The 19,276-nt window shown below is 66.5% G+C and carries 16 protein-coding genes; 1 reads left to right on the top strand and 15 read right to left on the bottom strand.

What is annotated here, in order from left to right; all coding sequences use genetic code 11:
- Position 1: 1 nt before the first annotated feature.
- The 4 genes from MA09_RS05550 to ppsA all read right to left on the bottom strand — a co-directional run bounded on the left by MA09_RS05550 (position 2) and on the right by ppsA (position 6,320).
- Positions 2-910 (bottom strand): ribose-phosphate diphosphokinase, encoded by a 909-nt coding sequence (locus MA09_RS05550; protein ID WP_036246064.1) that lies wholly within the window; start codon positions 908-910, stop codon positions 2-4.
- Positions 907-2,430, bottom strand: coding sequence for a thymidine phosphorylase family protein (locus MA09_RS05545; RefSeq protein ID WP_036246063.1), 1,524 nt, complete (start codon positions 2,428-2,430; stop codon positions 907-909). The genes MA09_RS05550 and MA09_RS05545 overlap by 4 nt, the downstream gene beginning before the upstream one ends.
- The gene (locus tag MA09_RS05540) at positions 2,427-3,785 is read right to left on the bottom strand and encodes an MBL fold metallo-hydrolase RNA specificity domain-containing protein (protein WP_036246061.1); all 1,359 of its coding nucleotides are present in this window, start codon (positions 3,783-3,785) and stop codon (positions 2,427-2,429) included. The genes MA09_RS05545 and MA09_RS05540 overlap by 4 nt, the downstream gene beginning before the upstream one ends.
- Positions 3,786-3,968: 183 nt before the next feature.
- Positions 3,969-6,320, bottom strand: coding sequence for a phosphoenolpyruvate synthase (gene ppsA / locus MA09_RS05535; RefSeq protein ID WP_036246059.1), 2,352 nt, complete (start codon positions 6,318-6,320; stop codon positions 3,969-3,971).
- Between the two features lie 266 nt (positions 6,321-6,586).
- Here ppsA and MA09_RS05530 point away from each other — a divergent pair, with 266 nt between their 5' ends.
- Positions 6,587-7,435: a pyruvate, water dikinase regulatory protein gene (locus MA09_RS05530; RefSeq protein WP_051933197.1), complete on the top strand. Its 849-nt coding sequence runs from the start codon at positions 6,587-6,589 to the stop codon at positions 7,433-7,435.
- Positions 7,436-7,441: 6 nt separating this feature from the next.
- Here MA09_RS05530 and MA09_RS05525 read toward each other — a convergent pair whose 3' ends face one another.
- The 11 genes from MA09_RS05525 to ispC form a co-directional block, all read right to left on the bottom strand.
- Positions 7,442-8,647, bottom strand: coding sequence for an EAL domain-containing protein (locus tag MA09_RS05525; protein WP_036246057.1), 1,206 nt, complete (start codon positions 8,645-8,647; stop codon positions 7,442-7,444).
- A 66-nt stretch (positions 8,648-8,713) separates the two neighbouring features.
- Complete coding sequence (locus tag MA09_RS05520) at positions 8,714-9,511, bottom strand: RNA methyltransferase (RefSeq protein ID WP_036246055.1); 798 nt, start codon at positions 9,509-9,511, stop codon at positions 8,714-8,716.
- 10 nt (positions 9,512-9,521) lie between these two features.
- Positions 9,522-10,169 (bottom strand): ribonuclease HII, encoded by a 648-nt coding sequence (gene rnhB, locus MA09_RS05515; protein WP_036246053.1) that lies wholly within the window; start codon positions 10,167-10,169, stop codon positions 9,522-9,524.
- On the bottom strand, positions 10,166-11,296 hold the full coding sequence (lpxB, locus tag MA09_RS05510; protein WP_051933196.1) for a lipid-A-disaccharide synthase: 1,131 nt from the start codon (positions 11,294-11,296) through the stop codon (positions 10,166-10,168). The genes rnhB and lpxB overlap by 4 nt, the downstream gene beginning before the upstream one ends.
- A gap of 13 nt (positions 11,297-11,309) precedes the next feature.
- Positions 11,310-12,098 (bottom strand): acyl-ACP--UDP-N-acetylglucosamine O-acyltransferase, encoded by a 789-nt coding sequence (gene lpxA, locus MA09_RS05505; protein WP_036246049.1) that lies wholly within the window; start codon positions 12,096-12,098, stop codon positions 11,310-11,312.
- 1 nt (position 12,099) lies between these two features.
- Positions 12,100-12,606 carry a 3-hydroxyacyl-ACP dehydratase FabZ gene (fabZ, locus tag MA09_RS05500; protein WP_200883032.1) on the bottom strand — a complete coding sequence of 169 codons (507 nt, stop codon included), beginning with the start codon at positions 12,604-12,606 and terminating at the stop codon, positions 12,100-12,102.
- Positions 12,603-13,652 (bottom strand): UDP-3-O-(3-hydroxymyristoyl)glucosamine N-acyltransferase, encoded by a 1,050-nt coding sequence (gene lpxD / locus MA09_RS05495; protein WP_036246047.1) that lies wholly within the window; start codon positions 13,650-13,652, stop codon positions 12,603-12,605. The genes fabZ and lpxD overlap by 4 nt, the downstream gene beginning before the upstream one ends.
- Before the next feature lie 95 nt (positions 13,653-13,747).
- Complete coding sequence (locus MA09_RS05490; RefSeq protein ID WP_036246045.1) at positions 13,748-14,263, bottom strand: OmpH family outer membrane protein; 516 nt, start codon at positions 14,261-14,263, stop codon at positions 13,748-13,750.
- Between the two features lie 58 nt (positions 14,264-14,321).
- Positions 14,322-16,658 carry an outer membrane protein assembly factor BamA gene (gene bamA / locus MA09_RS05485; protein ID WP_036246043.1) on the bottom strand — a complete coding sequence of 779 codons (2,337 nt, stop codon included), beginning with the start codon at positions 16,656-16,658 and terminating at the stop codon, positions 14,322-14,324.
- Between the two features lie 90 nt (positions 16,659-16,748).
- On the bottom strand, positions 16,749-18,089 hold the full coding sequence (rseP, locus tag MA09_RS05480; protein WP_036246041.1) for an RIP metalloprotease RseP: 1,341 nt from the start codon (positions 18,087-18,089) through the stop codon (positions 16,749-16,751).
- A 3-nt stretch (positions 18,090-18,092) separates the two neighbouring features.
- Positions 18,093-19,268 carry a 1-deoxy-D-xylulose-5-phosphate reductoisomerase gene (ispC, locus tag MA09_RS05475; protein WP_036246038.1) on the bottom strand — a complete coding sequence of 392 codons (1,176 nt, stop codon included), beginning with the start codon at positions 19,266-19,268 and terminating at the stop codon, positions 18,093-18,095.
- Positions 19,269-19,276 lie beyond the last annotated feature (8 nt).

The raw sequence follows: 19,276 nt of genomic DNA, 5'->3' as shown, positions 1-19,276 counted from the left end.
ATCAAGCGCCGGCGCCGTCACAGTCGGCCGACAGCGCGTCGGCAGCCGCCCCGATGGCGGCGGCCAGTCCGATCCGGCTGCTCGGATGGGCGATGGTGTCGGTGCAGGCCACCGCGGCGACGCCGGCCGCCAGCAGCTCGGCATAGGCCTCGCCCGCGAACACCGGGTGCACGGCGACGCAGACCGGCGCCGGCATTCCTGCCGCGCGCAGGCGCTGCACCGCGGCAATCAGGGTGCGGGCGGTGGACGCGATATCGTCGACCAGCACCGGTGTGCGGGAGCGCCAGCCTGCCAGTTCAGGGACGGAGACCGAGACGTCGCGGTCGCCGCGCCGTTCCTTGCGCAGGACGGTGTAGGGGCAGGCGGCCGTGGCCGCGACCTGCGCGACCCATTGCTCGCTCTCCTCGTCGGGACCGATCAGGAGCGGCTGCCTGACGTTCTCCATGACCCAGGCCGCGATGGCAGGCGCTGCCGCCACCACGCGCGACGGGATGTCGTAGATCTCGTCCAGGCGCTCGATGCGGTGCAGGTGCGGATCGACCGTGACCAGCCAGTCTCCGGCCCGGCCCAGCAGGCCGGCAAAGTGTTTCGCCGTCACCCCTTCTCCGCGGTGGAAGCGTGCGTCCTGGCGCATGTAGGCAAGGTAGGGCACGACCAGGCCGACACGCCGCGCACCGAGTTCACGGGCGACGGCTGCTGCCAGGCAGAGCGGCACCGTCTTCGCGTTCGGACGATCGAGGCTGCAGACCAGGATCACCTCGCGCCCGGCCGGGTCGCTCAGGTAGCGGACACGGGTTTCCCCGTCCGGGAACGCGTGCAGCTCCCAGGCGCCCGCTTCCCAGCCCCGCAAACGGCACAGCGCAGCGCCCATCGCTTCGTTGCCGGGCAGCGCAAACAGGAGCGGCCTCATGATTCCAGGATCCCGACGATGTCCGGATGCGCCGCCGCGTGGGACACTGCGCGGGCCAGCGCTCCGGGCGATTCCGCGCAGATCGTGTAGAGCACGTCGCCGACCCTCACGGGCCGTCCGAGGGGGGCGTGGAACAGCACGCCGGCCCCCGGGTCCTGCGGCGCACCTGCCAGCTTCGCGACACGTGCCAGGTGGCGGTTGTCGACCGTGGCAACCTGCCCGCTGCGCGCGGCCAGGACCGCGTAGCGGCGGGCCCCGGCTTCCGGCACGCGCATGCCGCCCTGGGCCGCGCAGATGGCCTCGAATTTGCGCAAGGCCGCGCCGCTCGCGAGCGTGGCGCGTGCCATCGCCAGGCCCGCGCCCGCCTCGGCCTTGCCGCCGAGTTCGAGGAGCTCCCCGGCCAGCGCCAGCGCGCGCTCCCGCAAGTCCTGGGGCGCATCGGGGTGGTTGCGCAGCACGGCCAGCGCATCGAGCGCCTCGAGGGCTGGCCCGATGCCGCGTCCGACAGGCTGGCGGCCGTCGCTGATCACGGTCCGGACACTCAGTCCGTAGGCGCGGCCGACCGCCAGGAACATTCTGCTCAGCGATTCTGCGGCGGCCTCCGAGCGCACTTTCGCGCTCGGACCGACCGGGATGTCGATCAGCACGTGGGTGGCGCCGGCCGCGAGCTTCTTGGACAGGACCGAGGCGACCATCGTGGCCTCGCCGTCGAAATCCAGCGGGCGCGAGACACGGATCAGGATGTCGTCGGCGGGGCTCAGGTCGACGGCGCCGCCCCAGGCGATGCACCCGCCTTCCTGCTCGACCACCCGGCGCATCCGCGCCGTATCGAGCGCCACCGGCGCCAGCGTTTCCATCGCATCGGCGGTGCCGGCCGGCGAGGTGATCGAGCGCGACGAGGTCTTCGGGATCGTCAGGCCGCATGCCGCCACGATCGGTACCACCAGCAGCGTGGTGCGGTTGCCCGGAAGGCCGCCGACGCAGTGCTTGTCGACGACAGGTGTCCCAGGCCACTCGAGCCTGGTGCCGGCCTGCACCATCGCGCCGGTCAGCGCAAAGACCTCGTCCACCTTCAGGCGCTTGCCGGCACAGGCGGTGATGAACGCCGCGATTTCGATGTCGGAGTACAGCCCGGCGGCGATGTCGCCGACGATGGCCCTGGCGGCGTCGACGCTCAGGTCCTGCCCGTAGATCTTGGAGCGCACCATGGGAAAGGAGCGTGGCGACGGCGCCGGCTGCACCCGCAGTTCGCATCCATCGAGCGCGCCGAGCCTGCGCCAGGCAAGCTCGGACAACCCCGCATGGTCCGGCTTGAGGATGCCGCCATGGACCAGGTTGAGCTGCGCGATCGTCGAGCGTCCTTGCGCGCAGACCCGGACCCGGGCCCCGGCCGAGAACCCGTCGATCGTGCACGCGGCATGGCGCGCGTCGAGGTACAGGACCGCGGCGTCGCCGCTGTCGATGCCGAGGCGCTGCGCGCTCGCGCAGAAGCTGCCGTCGACCGGTGCGTCGTTCCTCACAGCGCCACCTCCTGCAGGTGCTCGGGCACCAGGCAATCCCAACCCAGCTCATGCTTGATCCTGGCCCGCAGGGCTTCGGAGGCGGCCGGCTCGCCGTGCGTGACGAAGGTACGGCGCGGAGGGATGGCCAGCGCCGACATCCATTCGAGGATTTCCCTGCTGTCGGCGTGGGCCGACAGGTTGTCGACGTGCGCCACCTGGGCGCGCACACGCACCGTCTGGCCATGGATGCGGATCTCGCCGGCGCCGTCGATCAGCGCCGCGCCGCGGGTGCCGCCGGCCTGGAAGCCGGCGAACAGGATGGTGTTGCGGGGGTCGTCGGCAAACGCCTTCAGATGATGCAGTACCCGTCCGCCGGTCGCCATGCCGCTCGCGGAGATGATCACCTTCGACGTGTTCCTGGCGTCGAGCTGCTTCGATTCCTCGACGGAGTTGATGATGGTGGCGGCATCGCACATCGCGTGGCATTCCTCCACGCTCAGGCGGTGGTCGGCGCGGTGCTTGCGGTAGATGGCGGTGGCATCCTTGGCCATCGGACTGTCCAGGAACACCGGCAGGACGGCCGGGATTGCGCCGGAGGCCTTCATCTGGTGCATGGCATACATGAGACCCTGGGCGCGGCCCACGGCGAAAGCGGGAATGACCACGACGCCCCCGCGCGCGGCGGTATCGCGGATCGTCCGCGCCAGTGCCTCCAGCGGATCCGCGGCGGCGTGGACGCGATTGCCGTAGGTGGACTCGACCACGAGGTAGTCGGTCGCTTCGAGCCGGGCCGGCGGCAGCATGACGGCATCGTCGGCGCGGCCAAGGTCTCCGGAAAAGGTGATCCTGCGGCTGCCGTCGTCGAGCGCGACGATCGCCGCGCCGAGGATATGGCCGGCCCGGCTGAAGGTCGCGCCCAGTCCCGGTGCGATGGCGACGTGCGTCCCGAAACCCACGGTGACGAATTGCCTGAGCGCCACGTGCGCATCATCTTCGGTGTACAGCGGCATGGCCGGGTGGTGCCGGCTATAGCCATGCCGGTTGGCTGCGGCGGCGTCCTCCTCCTGAAGGTGTCCGCTGTCGGGCAACAGGATCCTGCACAAGTCATAGGTCGCTTCGCTGCAAAAAACCTTTCCCTTGAAGCCATTCTTGACGAGCAGCGGCAGATAGCCGCTATGGTCGAGATGCGCATGGGTCAGCACGACGGCATCGAGCGCGGCAGGATCGAAGGGCAGCCTTGCCCAGTTGCGCAAACGAAGCTGCTTATATCCTTGAAAGAGTCCGCAATCGACCAGGATTTTGGAGCTCTGTGTCGTGAGCAAATACTTCGACCCAGTGACCGTTCCAGTACCGCCAAGAAACTGTATCCGCATGTTCCTACCTTATTGTTAAGCGAGCGCAAAATGTAGTGCTCGCCAACATGATAGTAAGTCGGTACAAGATCTCGAATCCTTGATGTGAATCAATTTCTAATGCCCTGATCCTTGATCGCGGCGCCAGGAAAAAAGCCTGCTGTCTTTCGACAAGCAGGCTTGGTGTTGACGAGTCCTTCGCGCTTAGCTGGCGGCCAGCTTGTTCCAGGTATCGATCACCGAGTCCGGATTCAGCGACATCGACTCGATCCCCTCGCCCACCAGCCACTGGGCGAAGTCCGGATTGTCCGACGGCCCCTGGCCGCAGATGCCGATGTACTTGCCCTGCGCGCGGCAGGCCTTGATCGCCAGCGACAGCATGGCTTTCACGGCCGGGTCGCGCTCGTCGAAGTCCTTGGCCAGCAGCTCCATGCCGGAGTCGCGGTCCAGGCCCAGGGTCAGCTGGGTCAGGTCGTTCGAACCGATCGAGAAGCCGTCGAAATACTGCAGGAACTGCTCGGCCAGGATGGCGTTGGACGGCACTTCGCACATCATGATGACGCGCAGGCCGTTTTCGCCGCGTTTGAGACCATATTTGGCCAGCAGCTCGATGACCTTCTCGGCCTGGCCCAGGGTGCGCACGAACGGGATCATGATCTCGACGTTGGTCAGGCCCATGTCTTCGCGCACGCGCTTCATGGCCATGCATTCCATCTCGAAGGACTCGGCAAAGTCCTCGGCCAGGTAGCGCGCCGCGCCGCGGAAGCCCAGCATCGGGTTCTCTTCGTCCGGCTCGTAGCGCGAACCGCCGATCAGCTTCTTGTACTCGTTCGACTTGAAGTCGGACAGGCGCACGATCACCGGCTTGGGCCAGAAGGCGGCGGCGATGGTGGCCACGCCTTCGGCCAGCTTGTCGACATAGAAGGCGCGCGGCGAGGCGTGGCCGCGGGCCACCGACTCGACCGCCTTCTTCAGGTCGACGTCGATGTTCGGGTACTCGAGGATGGCCTTGGGGTGCACGCCGATGTTGTTGTTGATGATGAACTCGAGGCGCGCCAGGCCGACGCCGGCGTTCGGCACCGACTGGAAGTCGAAGGCCAGCTGCGGGTTGCCGACGTTGAGCATGATCTTGGTCGGGATCGGCGGCAGCTCGCCGCGCGAGACTTCGGTGATCTCGGTTTCCAGCAGGCCGTCGTAGATCTTGCCCTCGTCGCCTTCGGCGCACGAGACGGTGACAAAGGTACCGTCCTTCAGCGCCTCGGTGGCGTCGCCGCAGCCGACCACGGCGGGCACGCCGAGTTCACGCGCGATGATCGCCGCGTGGCAGGTTCGGCCGCCGCGGTTGGTGACGATGGCGGAGGCGCGTTTCATCACCGGTTCCCAGTTCGGATCGGTCATGTCGGCCACCAGGACGTCGCCCGGCTGCACGCGTTCCATCTCGGACGGGTCGTGGATCACGCGCACCGGGCCGGCGCCGATCTTCTGGCCGATCGCGCGGCCGGAGGTCAGTACGGTGCCCGAGCCCTTCAGGCTGAAGCGCTGCTGGGCGTCGGTGGTCTTCTGCTGCGACTTCACGGTTTCCGGGCGCGCCTGCAGGATGTACAGCTTGCCGTCGCGGCCGTCCTTGCCCCACTCGATGTCCATCGGACGGCCGTAGTGGTTCTCGATGATGACGGCGTACTTGGCCAGCTCGACCACTTCGGCGTCGCTCAAGGAATAGCGGTTACGCATCTCGATCGGCACGTCGACGGTGCGCACCGAACGGCCGGCCTTGGCTTCCTCCGTGAACTCCATCTTGATCAGCTTGGAGCCGATGTTGCGGCGGATGACCGGCAGCTTGCCCTGGGCCAGCATCGGCTTGTGCACGTAGAACTCGTCCGGGTTCACCGCGCCCTGCACCACGGTTTCCCCCAGGCCGTAGCTGGAGGTGACGAAGACCACGTCCTTGAAGCCGGACTCGGTATCGATGGTGAACATCACGCCGGCCGCGCCGGTATCGGAGCGCACCATGCGCTGCACGCCGGCCGACAGCGCCACCTCGGCGTGGGTGAAGCCCTTGTGGACGCGGTAAGAGATCGCGCGGTCGTTGTAGAGGGAGGCGAAGACGTGCTTCATGGCTTCCAGCACGTTGTCGATGCCGACCACGTTCAGGAAGGTCTCCTGCTGGCCTGCGAAGGACGCGTCCGGCAGGTCTTCGGCGGTGGCCGAGGAACGCACGGCGAAGGAGACTTCGGTATCGGAATCGGCAACCAGGCGCTCGTAGAACGCGCGGATTTCCTGTTCCAGGCGCGGCTGGAAAGGGGTGTCGACGATCCACTGGCGGATCTCGGCGCCGGCACTTGCCAACGACCGGACGTCGTCGATGTCCAGGCCTTCGAGGCGGGTGGCGATGCGCTGCGCCAGGGACGGGCCGCCGTCGCTGTGTTCGAGGAAGTCGCGGAAGGCATCGGCCGTGGTGGCGAAGCCGCCCGGCACGCGTACGCCGGCGCCGGCCAGCTGCGAAATCATCTCGCCCAGCGACGCATTCTTGCCGCCGACCGATTCGACATCGGTCATGCGCAGGTTCTCGAACGACGCGACGTAGGTCCTTGTCGCCTGATCAGGCTCCTTCAATGCTGCTACAGACAGGTTGGTCATGGTGATACACCCTTACTTGATGATAGAAACCTTTTGGCTTGCTATGACATCGTGACCTGGACGACGGTGTCTTCTTGTTATTCTGGCCGTCGTGCAGCACAATGCAGCACCGTTGCCGAGCATTTTACCCCGTGACCGGCAGACCATGCTGCAACTTTGGCAGCAAGACTTAGCATTCCGACACCATGACCGACAATACCAGCGTCCCGCCTACTCCCACTTCCCGCACCGTCTTCTTCGTCTCGGACGGTACCGGCATCACGGCGGAGACCTTCGGTCACGCGGTGCTGAGCCAGTTCGAGATGCGCTTCCGCCAGATCCGCTTGCCCTTCATCGATTCGATCGAGAAGGCGCACGAGGCGGCGCGCCGGATCAACGACAGCTTCGCGCGTGACGGTCAAAGGCCCATTGTGTTCTCGACCCTGGTAAAGCACGACCTGTCGAGCGTGATCCGGGCGGCCAAGGGCATGCACATGGACCTGTTCCAGACCTTCGTGTCGCCGCTCGAGCAGGAACTGGGCGTGAAGTCCACGCACACGATCGGGCGCATCCACAATGCAGTGGACACCGAGGAGTACAAGAACAGGATCGAAGCGATCAACTTTTCGCTCGCCCATGACGACGGTCAGTCGCACAAGAACCTGGCCGAGGCAGACGTGATCCTGGTGGGCGTATCGCGCTCGGGCAAGACACCGACCAGCCTGTACCTGGCGATGCAGTACGGCCTGAAGGCCGCCAACTATCCCCTGATTCCGGACGACTTCGAACGCGGCAAGCTGCCCTCTTCGCTGCCGCCGTTCAAAGCCAAGCTGTTCGGGCTGACCATCACGCCCGAGCGCCTCTCGCAGATCCGGAACGAGCGCCGCGCCGGCAGCAAGTACGCCTCGATCGAGAATTGCCGCTACGAGGTGAACGAGGCCGAGGCGATGATGCGCCGCGAAGGCATCCGCTGGCTGTCCTCGACCACCAAGTCGATCGAAGAGATCGCCACCACCATCCTGCAAGAAATCAAGCCGGACCGCCGGGAGTATTGACCCCAATTAAAAGAAGTGGCGCCAGTCTTCCAGCCAGCCTGGGTAGGCGGCGGCTTCCATGGGGTTGGCGATGTGGTAGCCCTGGGCGTAGGTGCAGCCGAGGTTTTGCAGGAAGTCCCAGTCCTGGCGCGTCTCCACGCCGACCGCGACCGACATGCGGTCCAGGCTGTGCGCCAGGCCGAGGCAGGAGCGCAGGACCGTGCCCAGGGGGCGGCGCTTGGAGGCGCCGTCGACGAAGCTGCGGTCGATCTTCAGTTCGCTGAAGGGAATGCGCGCCAGCAGCTGCAGGTTCGAGCGGCCGGTGCCGTAGTCGTCGATCGCCAGGCCGAAACCCATCATCCGCAGGCGCACCAGGCGCTCGATGAATTCCGGGTCGGTGTTCAGCACCGAGGATTCGGGCATCTCGAAGGTCAGGTACTCCGGCAGGATGCGGTGGCGCTGGACGCAGGCGGTGATCTGGCGGACAAACGCCGGATGCGCCAGCGTCTCGGGCGCCAGATTCAGGCTGATCGGGACGGGGATGCCCTGGTCCTGGAACCAGCGGCAGCGCTCGGCGGACAGCTCGATCATGCTCCAGTCGAGGAAGTCGACCCGGTTGTTCTGCTCCAGCGCGTCGATGAAGGCGCCGGGGCCGAGCACGCCATGCTCGGGGTGGCGCCAGCGGGCAAAGGCCTCCAGCCCCTTCACCTGCCCGGTCGCGAGCTCGATCTTGGGCTGGAAGAAGGGTTCGAACTGGCGCTTCTGCAGGCCGATGCCGATCTCCTGGAAGCTGAAGCGCGGACCCTTGGCTGGCTCGCCGCCGCGCCCCAGCGGCGTGTAATGATCGAGCAGGGGCTTCAGCTTGGCGGCGCTGAGCGGTTTGCCGATCGTGCCCAGCAGGTCGACGCCGTAGGCCTGGGCCAGGGTCTCGATCGAGAACAGCAGCCCGGCCGGCTGGGCGCCGGTAACGACGAGGCGTACGCCCTCCCCCTGTACGCCGAGCGCACCCAGGTTGCGGATCAGCTCCAGGCCGTCCATGCCCGGCAGCGCCAGGTCGACGATCGCAACGTCCACCTTCGGCGAGAAGCCGGCTTCGAGGCGCTGCAGCGCCAGGTGCCCGTCCGGGACGTCGGTCACGCGCGTCGCGCCCAATTGGCCGAGCAGCTCCACCAGCGTCCTGCGCTGGGCAGCGTCGGCTTCCGCCACGAGGAAGTGCAAATGCGCGATGTCCATCTCTATTCCATTTCCGCTTCTTAAGTCCGCCCTGCTGCCAGATTAACCCGAAGGCCGAGCCTGCGTCTATGCCCGCGTTGCGCCCAAGCCCTGGCGCAAGCCCTCGAAGAAGCACACCGCGGCACAGGCGGCCACGTTCAGCGACTCCACCTTGCCGGCATGCGGAACGGCGACGCGGTGGGTCGCCAGCTCGAGCAGCTCCTGCGAGACGCCCTGCCCTTCGTGGCCCAGCACCCAGGCGACCGGGCCGCGCAGGTCGAGCGCATACAGCTGTTCGGCTGCGTAGCCGCTGGTTGCCAGTACCGGAATCTTCGCCGCGCGCACCAGGGGAGCGAGCTCGATGTTCTCGAAGATGTCGATCACGAAGTGGGCGCCCATCGCGGCGCGCAGCACCTTGGGCGACCAGCAGAAGGCCGTGCCCGGGCTGCAGTAGACCTGCTTGATGCCGGAAGCCGCTGCGCTGCGCAGGATCGAGCCGACGTTGCCCGGGTCCTGCACGCCGTCGAGCAGCACGCTGGATTCGACCAGGCCGGGCGCCTTCGACGGCACGGGCGAGGCGACCACGAACACGATGTGCACGCCGTGCTCGACCTGGCTGATGGCGCCGAACAGCGCATCCGGCAGCGCCGTCACATGGGCATGCAAGGCCTCGACACGCGCCACGATGGCGGCGACTTCGGGATTCGCCAGGGCGCCTTCCGAGACCACGCAGTGCTCGGGCGCGCCGCGCAGGTCGAGCCAGCTCTGGCACAGGTGGACGCCGTCGAGCAGGCTGCGGCTCGCCTTGCGGCGCGCCTGCGAACTGGTGGCGAGCCCCTTCAGCTCTTTATAGAACGCGTTGTCGCGCGAGATGATGTGCTTCACGCGCCGAACCTCATGCTGCCGCAAACAGGTCCGCCTGCAGCAGCTCGCGCACCGGCGCGAACGAGCGGCGGTGCACCGGCGACGGGCCGTGCAGGCGCAGGCGCTCCAGGTGCAGCGCGGTCGAATAGCCCTTGTGCTGGTCGAAGCAGTACTGCGGGTACTGTGCATGCAATTGCACCAAGGCGGCGTCGCGCGCGGTCTTGGCCAGGATCGAGGCGGCCGAGATGGCGTGCACCTTGTCGTCGCCTTCGACCACCGCATGGGCCTTGATCTCCATCGGCGGGCAGCGGTTGCCGTCGATCAGGGCGATGGTCGGCACGGTCTGCAGCGCTTCCACTGCGCGGCGCATTGCCAGCATGGTCGCATGCAGGATGTTCAGGGTGTCGATCTCGTCGCACGAGCACTCGGCAATCGCCCAGGCCAGCGCGTGTTCCTTGATCAAGGGAGCCAGCTCGTCGCGGCGCGCTTCGGTCAGCTTCTTGGAGTCGCGCAGGCCCTCGATCGGCCGTTTCGGGTCGAGGATGACGGCGGCGGCGAACACCGGCCCCGCCAGCGGACCGCGTCCGGCTTCGTCCACGCCGCACACGATGTCGGCGTCGGTGAACGGCCGCAGCCGTGGCGGCAGGCCGGGGTAAAGATTGACCTTTTTTCTACTCATTTCTTACGTCCAATCACGCGGAGGACTGCGTCCGCGCTCGCCTCCGCGCTGTTGCGCAGGAGACTGTGGTGCATGTCGGTGAAGCGGCGCGCGAGCGCCTCCTTCCCCGCCGGATCGTCCAGCTGGCGCTGCACCGCGTCCGCGAGGGCCTGCGGCGTGGCCGCATGCTGAAGATACTCCGGAACGACGAATTCGCGCGCCAGGATGTTCGGCAGGCCGATCCAGGGCTGGTAGCCCATGTGGCGCATGATTTCCCACGAGGCGCGCATGACCTTGTACGCGATCACCATCGGCTTCTTGAACAGCGCCACCTCCAGCGTCGCCGTGCCCGAGGCCACCAGTACCGCATCGGCGGCGGCAATGGCTGCGTGCGACTGCCCGTCGATGAGGCGCACCGGCACGCTGTCCAGGCCGGCCTTGTTCACGATCTCGGTGTAATAGCCGCGCTGGCGCTCGCCCGCCATCGGCGCGACGAACACGAGGTTCGGATCGCGCGCGGCCAGCAGCTTCGCCGCGGCGACAAAAGGCTCCGCCAGGTACTTCAGCTCGCCCATCCGGCTGCCCGGCATGATCGTCACCACGCGCGCATCCTTTGCGATGCCGAGCGCTTCGCGCGCCGCCGCCACGTCGGGCGCCATCGGGATCATCTCGGCGAGCGGATGTCCGATGTAGGTCACCGGCACGCCGGCGGCGCGGTAGATCGCTTCCTCGAAGGGAAAGATCACCAGCATGTGCGAGACGGCGCGCTTGATCTTCTTGATGCGCCCGCCGCGCCAGGCCCAGATCTGGGGGCTGACGAAGTGGACGGTCGGGATGCCCTCCGCGCGCAGCTGCTCTTCCAGCCCGAGGTTGAAGCCCGGGTAGTCGGCCCCGATGAAGGCGGCCGGGCGCTCGCGCAGCAGGCGGTCGCGCAGGCTGTTCTGGATGCCCTTGATCTCGCGGTAGCGCGGGATGATCTCGAACAGACCGCGCACGGTAAGCGTCTCGATCGGCACGTCGCTTGCCAATCCCTGCTCGATCATGCGCGGGCCGCCGATGCCGTGGAAGCGCACGTTCGGCAACTGCGGGCGCAGGCCGGCCATCAGGCGCGCGGCGAGCATGTCGCCGGACACCTCGCCGGCGACCATCGCTAGCGAGACCTCAGCGGACGATGCCACGGGTAGCAAGGCCGAGGAATTCGCGCATCGCGCGGATGCTTGCTGCGGCGGCACCCGAACGGCCCTCTTCTTCCAGCAGGGCGGCCTTGGCTTCCTCGAGCGTCAGGTTCGAGCGATACACCAGCTTGTGGGCCGTGCGGATGCCGTCGATCTGTTCGCGGGTGAAGCCGCGGCGCTTCAGGCCTTCGATGTTGACGCCGCGCTGGCCGGCCGGGTTGCCCGAGACCAGGACAAAAGGCGGCACGTCCTGGGTCAGGCTGGTGTACATGCCGATGAAGGCGTGGGCGCCGATCTTGCAGAACTGGTGCACGCCGGCATAGCCGGACAGGATGGCATGGTCTCCCACGTGCACGTGGCCGGCCAGCTGGGCGTTGTTCGAGAAGATCGTGTGGCTGCCCACCTGGCAGTCGTGCGCCAGGTGCACGTAGGCCGAGATCCAGTTGTCGTCGCCCAGGCGGGTCACGCCCGCGTCCTGGGCGGTGCCCAGGTTCATGGTGACGAATTCGCGGATGGTGTTGCCGTTGCCGATCTCGAGGCGGGTCGGCTCGCCCTTCCACTTCTTGTCCTGCGGTGCGGCGCCGATCGAGCAGAACTGGAAGAAGCGGTTGTCCTTGCCGATCGTCGTGTGGCCTTCGATGACCACGTGCGGGCCCACCACGGTCCCCGCGCCGATGCGCACGTCGGAGCCGATGATCGAATACGGGCCAACTTCGACCGAGCTGTCCAGCTCGGCCTTCGGGTCGACGATCGCGCTCGGGTGAATCTTGCTCATGTTACTGTCCCGCCGCCGAAGCTGCTGCCGCACCTTCGTTCGCACGGATGGTGCACATCAGCTCACCCTCGACGGCGACCTTGCCGTCCACGCTGGCCACGGCCTTGTACTTCCAGATGCCGCGCGACACGCGCAGGATCTCGACATCCATCTTGAGCTGGTCGCCCGGCTCGACCGGACGCTTGAAGCGCGCATTGTCGATGCCCACGAAGTACACCACCGAATTCTCGTCCGGCTTGACGTTCATGGTCATGAACGAAAGGATCGCGGCGGTCTGCGCCATCGCTTCGATCATCAGGACGCCCGGCATCACCGGCTTGTGCGGGAAGTGGCCGTTGAAGAATTCCTCGTTGACGGTGACGTTCTTGATGGCGGTGATGCGCTTGCCCAGTTCGACGTCCAGCACACGGTCGACCAGCAGCAGCGGATAGCGGTGCGGCAGGTATTCCTTGATCGCGTTGATGTCGAGGGTCTTCACTTCGGCAGTGGTCTGTACTTCGTTGGTCATTTTTGTTCTGTGAGTGTTTTGATTGTTTTTTCGAGCGTGCGGATCTTCTCGCGCATCGAGGCCAGGTTGCGGACGATGGCGGCGCTGCGTTCCCATTCGGCGTTCTTGGCCAGCGGGTAGAAGCCGGTGTACTGGCCCGGCTCGAGCACCGAGCGCGACACCATGCTGCCCGAGGAAATATGGACGTTGTCGGCGATCTCAAGGTGACCCAGCACCATGGCTGCTCCGCCAAAGGTGCAACCCTTGCCGATCTTGGCGCTGCCCGCCACCCCGACGCAGCCGGCCATGGCAGTGTTCGCGCCGATGTGGCAGTTATGGCCGATCTGGATCTGGTTGTCGAGCTTGACGCCGTCCTCGATGATGGTATCGGCCAGCGCGCCGCGGTCGATCGTGGTATTGGCGCCGATGTCGACGTCGTCCCCGATCACCACGCGCCCGGTCTGCGGGATCTTGATGTACTTGCCGCCTTCGACCGCGAAGCCGAAGCCGTCGCCGCCGATCACGGCGCCGGAATGGATGACGCCGCGCGCGCCGATGGTGCAGCGCGCGTGAAAGGTCGTGTTCGCGAACAGGTGCGTGCCCTCGCCGATGCAGGCTTCGCGGCCGATGAAGCAGCCGGCGTCGATCACGGCATGCGCCTTGACCACGGCGCCCGCCTCGATGGTCACGTGCGGGCCGACATGGGCGGTCGGGTCGACGACGGCGTCGGGCGAGACCACCGCGCTCGGGTGGATGCCGGGCGCGGGCGGCGTCTCGACGAGCGAGACGAAGTATTGCGCGACGCGGGCGAAATAGGCGTAGGGATTGGTCGTGACGATGCGCGCGCCTTCGTAGGTCGCGGCAACGGTGGGGTCGTCCAGCGGCGACAGGATCAGCGCGGCGGCCTGGCTTTGCGCCGCCAGCGCGCGCAGCTTGCTGTTGCTGAGGAAGCTGATGTGCGAGGCGCCCGCGCTGTCGAGCGGCGCGATGGCCGAGACGGTGATGTCCGGGTCGCCCACAAGCTGTCCGCCGAAGCGCTCGACCAGGTCGCAGAGTCGAATGCCCATGTTGGAATGTCGGGTGTCAGTCAAAATGTGGTGCGAAAAAGAGGTACGTCCAAGGGTGATGCGGCGAGTGTTGTCCGGCGCGGTGCCGGACGGTCCTACTTGTCCAGCAGCTTGAGGATCTTGTCGGTGATGTCGATGCGCGGGCTCGACCATGCGGCTTCGGCGAGCACGGCGTCGAGACGTTCCTGCTCGGCGACCTGTTCGATGATCTTGTAGGCCCGCGTCGCGATGGCGGCACGCTCTTCGTTCTTGCGCTGCATGAGGTCTTCCTGGAACTCGCGCTGCATCCGCTGCACGTCCTTCTCCATGTTCAGCAGCTCGCGCGCACGGCGGGTGCGTTCCACGTCGCCCAGGCCCGCCGCCTCGTTGTCGAACTTCTCCGACATCTGCTTGAGCTTGGTGACGGTCTCCTCGACCACCTTCTGGCGCTTCGAGAACTCGGCCTGGATGCGGGCGTCGGCCGTCTTCGCCATCTTCGATTCGCTCATCAGGCGCTCGGTAGCGACAAAGCCGATCCGGCCGGTGCCCTGGGCCTGGGCCAGCGGCGCTGCGCACAGCGCGGCCAGCAGCAGCGCCTTGGGCAAGTACTGGGGCAACGTGGCTTTCAGCATATTCAACATCTTTCTCCGTAAATCGAGGGGACCGCCTCGGCGGTCCCGTTCCGACCGGTCAGAAACCGGTACCCATCTGGAACTGGAAGCGTTCCAGGCGGTCGCCCGGCTTGGCGTTCAAAGGCTTAGCATAACTCAACTTCAGCGGGCCGACCGGGGAAATCCACGACAGGCCAATACCGGCCGAGTAGCGCATCCGTTCCAGGCGGATCTTTTCCTCTTCCTGGTACACCTGGCCGCCGTCGACGAAGGTGAACCAGCGCAGGCTGCGGTCCTTGCCGCCGCCCGGGAACGGGAACTGCAGCTCGGCGTTGGCGATCAGGCGCTTGGAGCCGCCCACCGCGTCGTAGTAGTTCGGGTCGACCACGCCCAGCGAGGAGCTTTCGTAGCCGCGCACCGAGCCGATGCCGCCGGCATAGAAGTTCTTGAACACCGGGTAGGCGCTGCCGCCGATGCCCTTGCCGTAGTCGAACTCGCCGCGCAGCGCCAGCGTCATCCAGTTGGTGACGGGGCGCCACCACTGGTGTTCGTACACCAGGCGGTAGTACTTGGCGTCGCCGATGGCGTCGATCTCGAAGTTGGCGCGCTGGTAGCGGCCGCGGGTCGGCGTCACCGCGCTATCGCGGGTGTCGCGGCCCCAGGCCGCGGTCAGCGGGATGGCGAAGGTAGCGGCCTTGCCGACACCGTCCCTCGGGCCGCCGTTCTGGGCCACGAAGGTCTTGTACAGCGACGGCGAGGTCGGGTCGGTCTCGATCTGGGTGCGCTCCACGCCGGCGCCGAAGAACACGGTGTCGCTTTCCGAGAACGGCACGCCGAAGGTCATGGTGCCGCCGGTCTGGCGCACCGTGTACAGGCCGAGGTTGAGCGCAGGCGGACGCATGGTGCGCAGGTAGAGCTGGAACGAGCGCGAGATGCCGTCGTCCGTGAAATACGGATTGGTCTGCGAGAACGCGATCGTCCGGTTGTACTTGCTGGTATTCAGTTCCAGGCCGATGGTATTGCCGCTGCCGGCGAAGTTGGCCTGGGAGATCGAGGCGGTGAAGGTGAACTTCTCCGACTGCGAGAAGGCGCCGCCGATCATGAAGTTACCGGTCGGCTTTTCTTCGACCACCATGTTCACGTCCACCTGGTCGGTGGTGCCCGGCGATTCCGGGGTCTCGATCTTCACGTCCTTGAAGTAGCCGAGGCGGTCGACACGGTCGCGCGAGAGCTTGACGCGGTTGGCGTCGTACCAGGAGCTTTCGAACTGGCGGAACTCGCGGCGGATGACCTCGTCGCGGGTCACGGTATTGCCCGAAATGTTCATGTGGCGCACGTAGGCACGCTTGCCCGGATCGACGAAGAAGGTGAAGCTGGCTTCGCGCTTCTCGCGGTTGATCTCCGGGTTGGCGGTGACGTTGGCGAAGGCGTAGCCGAAGGAGCCGAGGCGGTCGGAAATCAGCTTGTTGGTCGCTTCCATCAGAGCGCCCGAATAGGTCTTGCCCGGCTGGAGCAGGATCAGCTTGCTCAGCTCTTCCTCGCGACCGAACATCTCGCCTTCCAGCTTCACGCCCGAGACGGTGTACTTCTCGCCCTCGGTGACGTTGATGGTCAGGTAGATGTCGCGCTTGTCCGGGGTAATCGAGACCTGGGTCGATTCGACGTTGGCTTCGAGGTAGCCGTTGTTCAGGTAGAGGGACTTGATCGCCTCGAGGTCGCCGGTCAGCTTCTGCTTGGAGTACTGGTCGGCCTTCGAGTACCAGGTAAACCAGCCCGACTTGGACAGCTGCAGCACTTCGCGCAACTGCTTGTCGCTGAAGGCCTTGTTGCCGACGAAATTGATCTGGCGGATCTTCGCGACGTCGCCCTCGTCGACGTTGAACATGATCGTCACGCGGTTGCGCTCGATCGGGGTGACGGTGGTGGTGATCTTCACGCCGTACAGGCCGTGCGACAGGTACTGGCGCTTGAGTTCCTGCTCGGCGCGGTCGACCGCGGCCTTGTCGAAGATCTTGGTCTCGCCGACGCCGATCTCGCCCAGCGCCTTGACCAGCATGTCCTTCTCGAATTCCTTGGTTCCGGTGAAGTCCACCGAGGAAATCGCCGGGCGCTCCTCGACCAGCACCACCAGCACGCCGTTTTCTTCTTCCAGACGCACGTCCTTGAAGAAGCCGGTCGCGAACAGCGCCTTGATGGCGGTGGTCGCGCGGGTATCGTCCATGGTTTCGCCCACGCGCACCGGCAGGTAACTGAACACGGTGCCCGCTTCCGTACGCTGGATGCCTTCGACGCGGATGTCCTTGACCACGAACGGCTCGGCGGCATGGGCATGGCCGGCGCAGAGAGCCAGCACGGCGGCGCCAATCATGCTGCGACGGATAAACGGCAGGGCAAAACGATCAGGTTGTAAATTCATTGGCTGGATCAAAGGGTCAGTCATTGGACAACATACATATTGTTTTTGCCGGCGTTTTGGTCGCTGCTTGGTGGCCGGCATGGGCAACCGCTAGAGCAACCGCACCAGGTCATTGAAGACGGCGAGCGCCATCAGCATGAACAGCAGGCCGACCCCGAAGCGCTGTGCGACCTCTCCGACGCGCGCAGGCAGGGGACGCCCGGTCAAAACTTCCAGCGAATAATACAGTAAATGGCCACCATCCAGAACCGGAATTGGTAACAAATTCATTACGCCTAAGCTAATACTAATAAATGCAATGAACTGCAAATAGGTGGCCAGGCCGACGCGCGCTGTCTGTCCCGCGTAATCGGCGATGGTGATCGGGCCGGTGACGTTCTTCCACGAGGCTTCGCCGGTAACCATCTTGCCGATCATCTTGATCGTCATGACGCTGGTCTCCCAGGTGCGCTCGACGCCCTTGGCGATTGCCTCGAAGGGGCCGGAGCTCACGGTCACCATCTCGACCGGCTGCGAGAGCAGCACCTTGGCCACCCCGCGGCCGCTGGCGGCATCCTTCTCCGGCGTGACCGCGAGCGCCACCACGCGCCCTGCCCGCTCGACTTCCAGCTGTATGGTGCGGCCGGCGGCGGCGCGCATGGTCTCCGTGAATGCCATGCCGTCCTCGACCGCCTTGCCGTCGGCGCGCAGCACCAGGTCGCCCGACTGCAGGCCGGCGCGCTCCCCTGCCCCGCCCGGCAGCACCTTCTCGATGCGCGCACGCGCGCGCCACAGGTCCAGGCCGAGTTCCTTGGTGACGTCGTCTTCGACGTCCAGCTGCGCGATACGCTGCGCCGGGATGGTCGCACTGTAGGTGCCGCCGCCCTGGGCGCGCAGCTCGAGGCGCGCGTCAAGCTTGTCCACGGTGGCGTGGATGATCTGCCAGCGCAGCTCGGCCCAGGACTGGACCGGATTGCCGTTCACCGCCACCACGGTGTCGCCGCCGCGCACGCCGGCCAGCTGCGCCGCCGTACCCTGGGGCGCGGCGCGCAGGCGCGCCGAGGGCTCCTCGACGCCGTGCATGAACAGGACTGCCATCAAGCCAATGGCCACCAGGAAGTTGGCGAGCGGCCCGGCAGCCACGATGGCGATGCGGCGCCACACGCTCTGGCGGGTGAATTCGCGGTGCAGCTCGGATTCGTCCTTGGGTGCGGTTTCCGGGTCGCGGCTGTCGAGCATCTTGACGTAGCCGCCCAGCGGCAGGGCCGAGATCGCCCATTCGGTCTGGTCCGCACCAAAACGGCGCGACCACACCACGCGGCCCATGCCGATCGAGAAGCGCAGCACCTTCACGCCGCAGGCACGTGCCACCAGGTAGTGGCCCAGTTCGTGCAGCACGATCAGCGGCCCGAGCGCCAGCGCGAAGGCCAGGATGGTATAGAGCAGGCTCATGGCTCAGCTCCGCAGGCGGTCGATGATGGCGCGTGCGCTGCCGCGCGCCAGCGCGTCCTGTGCCAGCACCGCCTCGATCGACGGCGCCGGGCCGTGCGGCACGGCGTCCATCACCCCGGCGATCACGCGGTCGATGTCGCGGAAGCCGATCTCGCACTCGAGGAAGGATTGCACCGCCACTTCGTTGGCGGCATTGAGCAGGGCCGGCGCGGTGCCGCCCGCACCGAGTGCATCGAAAGCGAGCTTGAGGCAAGGGAAGCGATTGAAGTCCGGCCGGTAGAACTGCAGCGCGGCCATCGCGGTCAGGTCGAGTTGGGGCACGCCCGAGGCGATTCGGTCCGGGAAGGCCAGCGCGTGCGCGATCGGGGTGCGCATGTCCGGGTTGCCCAGTTGGGCCAGCACCGAACCGTCGGTGTACGACACCATCGAGTGGATCACGCTTTGCGGGTGGATCACCACTTCGATCAGCTCGCTTGGTGCGCCGAACAGCCAGTGGGCCTCGATCACTTCCAGGCCCTTGTTCATCATGGTGGCCGAGTCGACCGAGATCTTGCGGCCCATGACCCAGTTCGGGTGCTTGCAGGCCTCGGTGGGCGTCACCGCCTCCAGGGTCTCGACGGCGCGGTGCAGGAAGGGGCCGCCCGAGGCGGTCAGCAGGATCTTGGCGACGCCGGCGGCCTGCGGATCACGCTCGTAGCCGGCAGGCAGGGACTGGAAGATCGCATTGTGCTCGCTGTCGATCGGCAGCAGGGTCGCCCGGTGCTCGCGCACCGCGTCCATGAACAGCTGGCCGGACATGACCAGGGCCTCCTTGTTGGCCAGCAGGACCTTCTTGCCGGCGCGCGCGGCTGCCAGGGTCGGGGCCAGGCCGGCGGCGCCGACGATGGCGGCCATCACGGTGTCGGTGTCCGGGCTGGATGCGATCTCGCACAGCGCCTGCTCGCCGTGGTCGACCTGGATGCCGAGGCCCGCCACCAGTTGCGACAGGCGTTCGGCTGCGTCAAGCGACCCGACCACCGCGCGCGCCGGCTTGAAGCGGCGGCAGGCGTCGGCCAGCTCCTCCACGCGGCCATGGGCGCTCAGGGCGTGGACACGGTAACGGTCGGGATGGCGGGCGAGAACGTCGAGGGTCGAGGCGCCGATCGAGCCGGTGGCGCCCAGGATGGTAATGCGCTGCATTGCGGGAT

It is taken from the genome of Massilia sp. BSC265 (assembly GCF_000740675.1).
Classification (GTDB): Bacteria; Pseudomonadota; Gammaproteobacteria; order Burkholderiales; family Burkholderiaceae_D; genus Telluria.
The sequence above is the reverse complement of the archived record's forward strand: the minus strand, read 5'-3'. Positions and strand labels throughout refer to the sequence as shown.

Bases quoted from the DNA above. Each gene is read 5' to 3' on its own strand.
- MA09_RS05525 (WP_036246057.1), bottom strand. From the start codon at position 8,647: ATGGACATCGCGCATTTGCACTTCCTCGTGGCGGAAGCCGACGCTGCC.
- MA09_RS05540 (WP_036246061.1), bottom strand. From the start codon at position 3,785: ATGCGGATACAGTTTCTTGGCGGTACTGGAACGGTCACTGGGTCGAAG.
- ppsA (WP_036246059.1), bottom strand. From the start codon at position 6,320: ATGACCGATGTCGAATCGGTCGGCGGCAAGAATGCGTCGCTGGGCGAG.
- rseP (WP_036246041.1), bottom strand. From the start codon at position 18,089: ATGAGCCTGCTCTATACCATCCTGGCCTTCGCGCTGGCGCTCGGGCCG.
- bamA (WP_036246043.1), bottom strand. From the start codon at position 16,658: ATGAATTTACAACCTGATCGTTTTGCCCTGCCGTTTATCCGTCGCAGC.
- MA09_RS05490 (WP_036246045.1), bottom strand. From the start codon at position 14,263: ATGCTGAAAGCCACGTTGCCCCAGTACTTGCCCAAGGCGCTGCTGCTG.
- lpxD (WP_036246047.1), bottom strand. From the start codon at position 13,652: ATGGGCATTCGACTCTGCGACCTGGTCGAGCGCTTCGGCGGACAGCTT.
- lpxA (WP_036246049.1), bottom strand. From the start codon at position 12,098: ATGAGCAAGATTCACCCGAGCGCGATCGTCGACCCGAAGGCCGAGCTG.
- ispC (WP_036246038.1), bottom strand. From the start codon at position 19,268: ATGCAGCGCATTACCATCCTGGGCGCCACCGGCTCGATCGGCGCCTCG.
- MA09_RS05530 (WP_051933197.1), top strand. From the start codon at position 6,587: ATGACCGACAATACCAGCGTCCCGCCTACTCCCACTTCCCGCACCGTC.
- fabZ (WP_200883032.1), bottom strand. From the start codon at position 12,606: ATGACCAACGAAGTACAGACCACTGCCGAAGTGAAGACCCTCGACATC.
- rnhB (WP_036246053.1), bottom strand. From the start codon at position 10,169: ATGAGTAGAAAAAAGGTCAATCTTTACCCCGGCCTGCCGCCACGGCTG.
- MA09_RS05550 (WP_036246064.1), bottom strand. From the start codon at position 910: ATGAGGCCGCTCCTGTTTGCGCTGCCCGGCAACGAAGCGATGGGCGCT.
- lpxB (WP_051933196.1), bottom strand. From the start codon at position 11,296: ATGGTCGCCGGCGAGGTGTCCGGCGACATGCTCGCCGCGCGCCTGATG.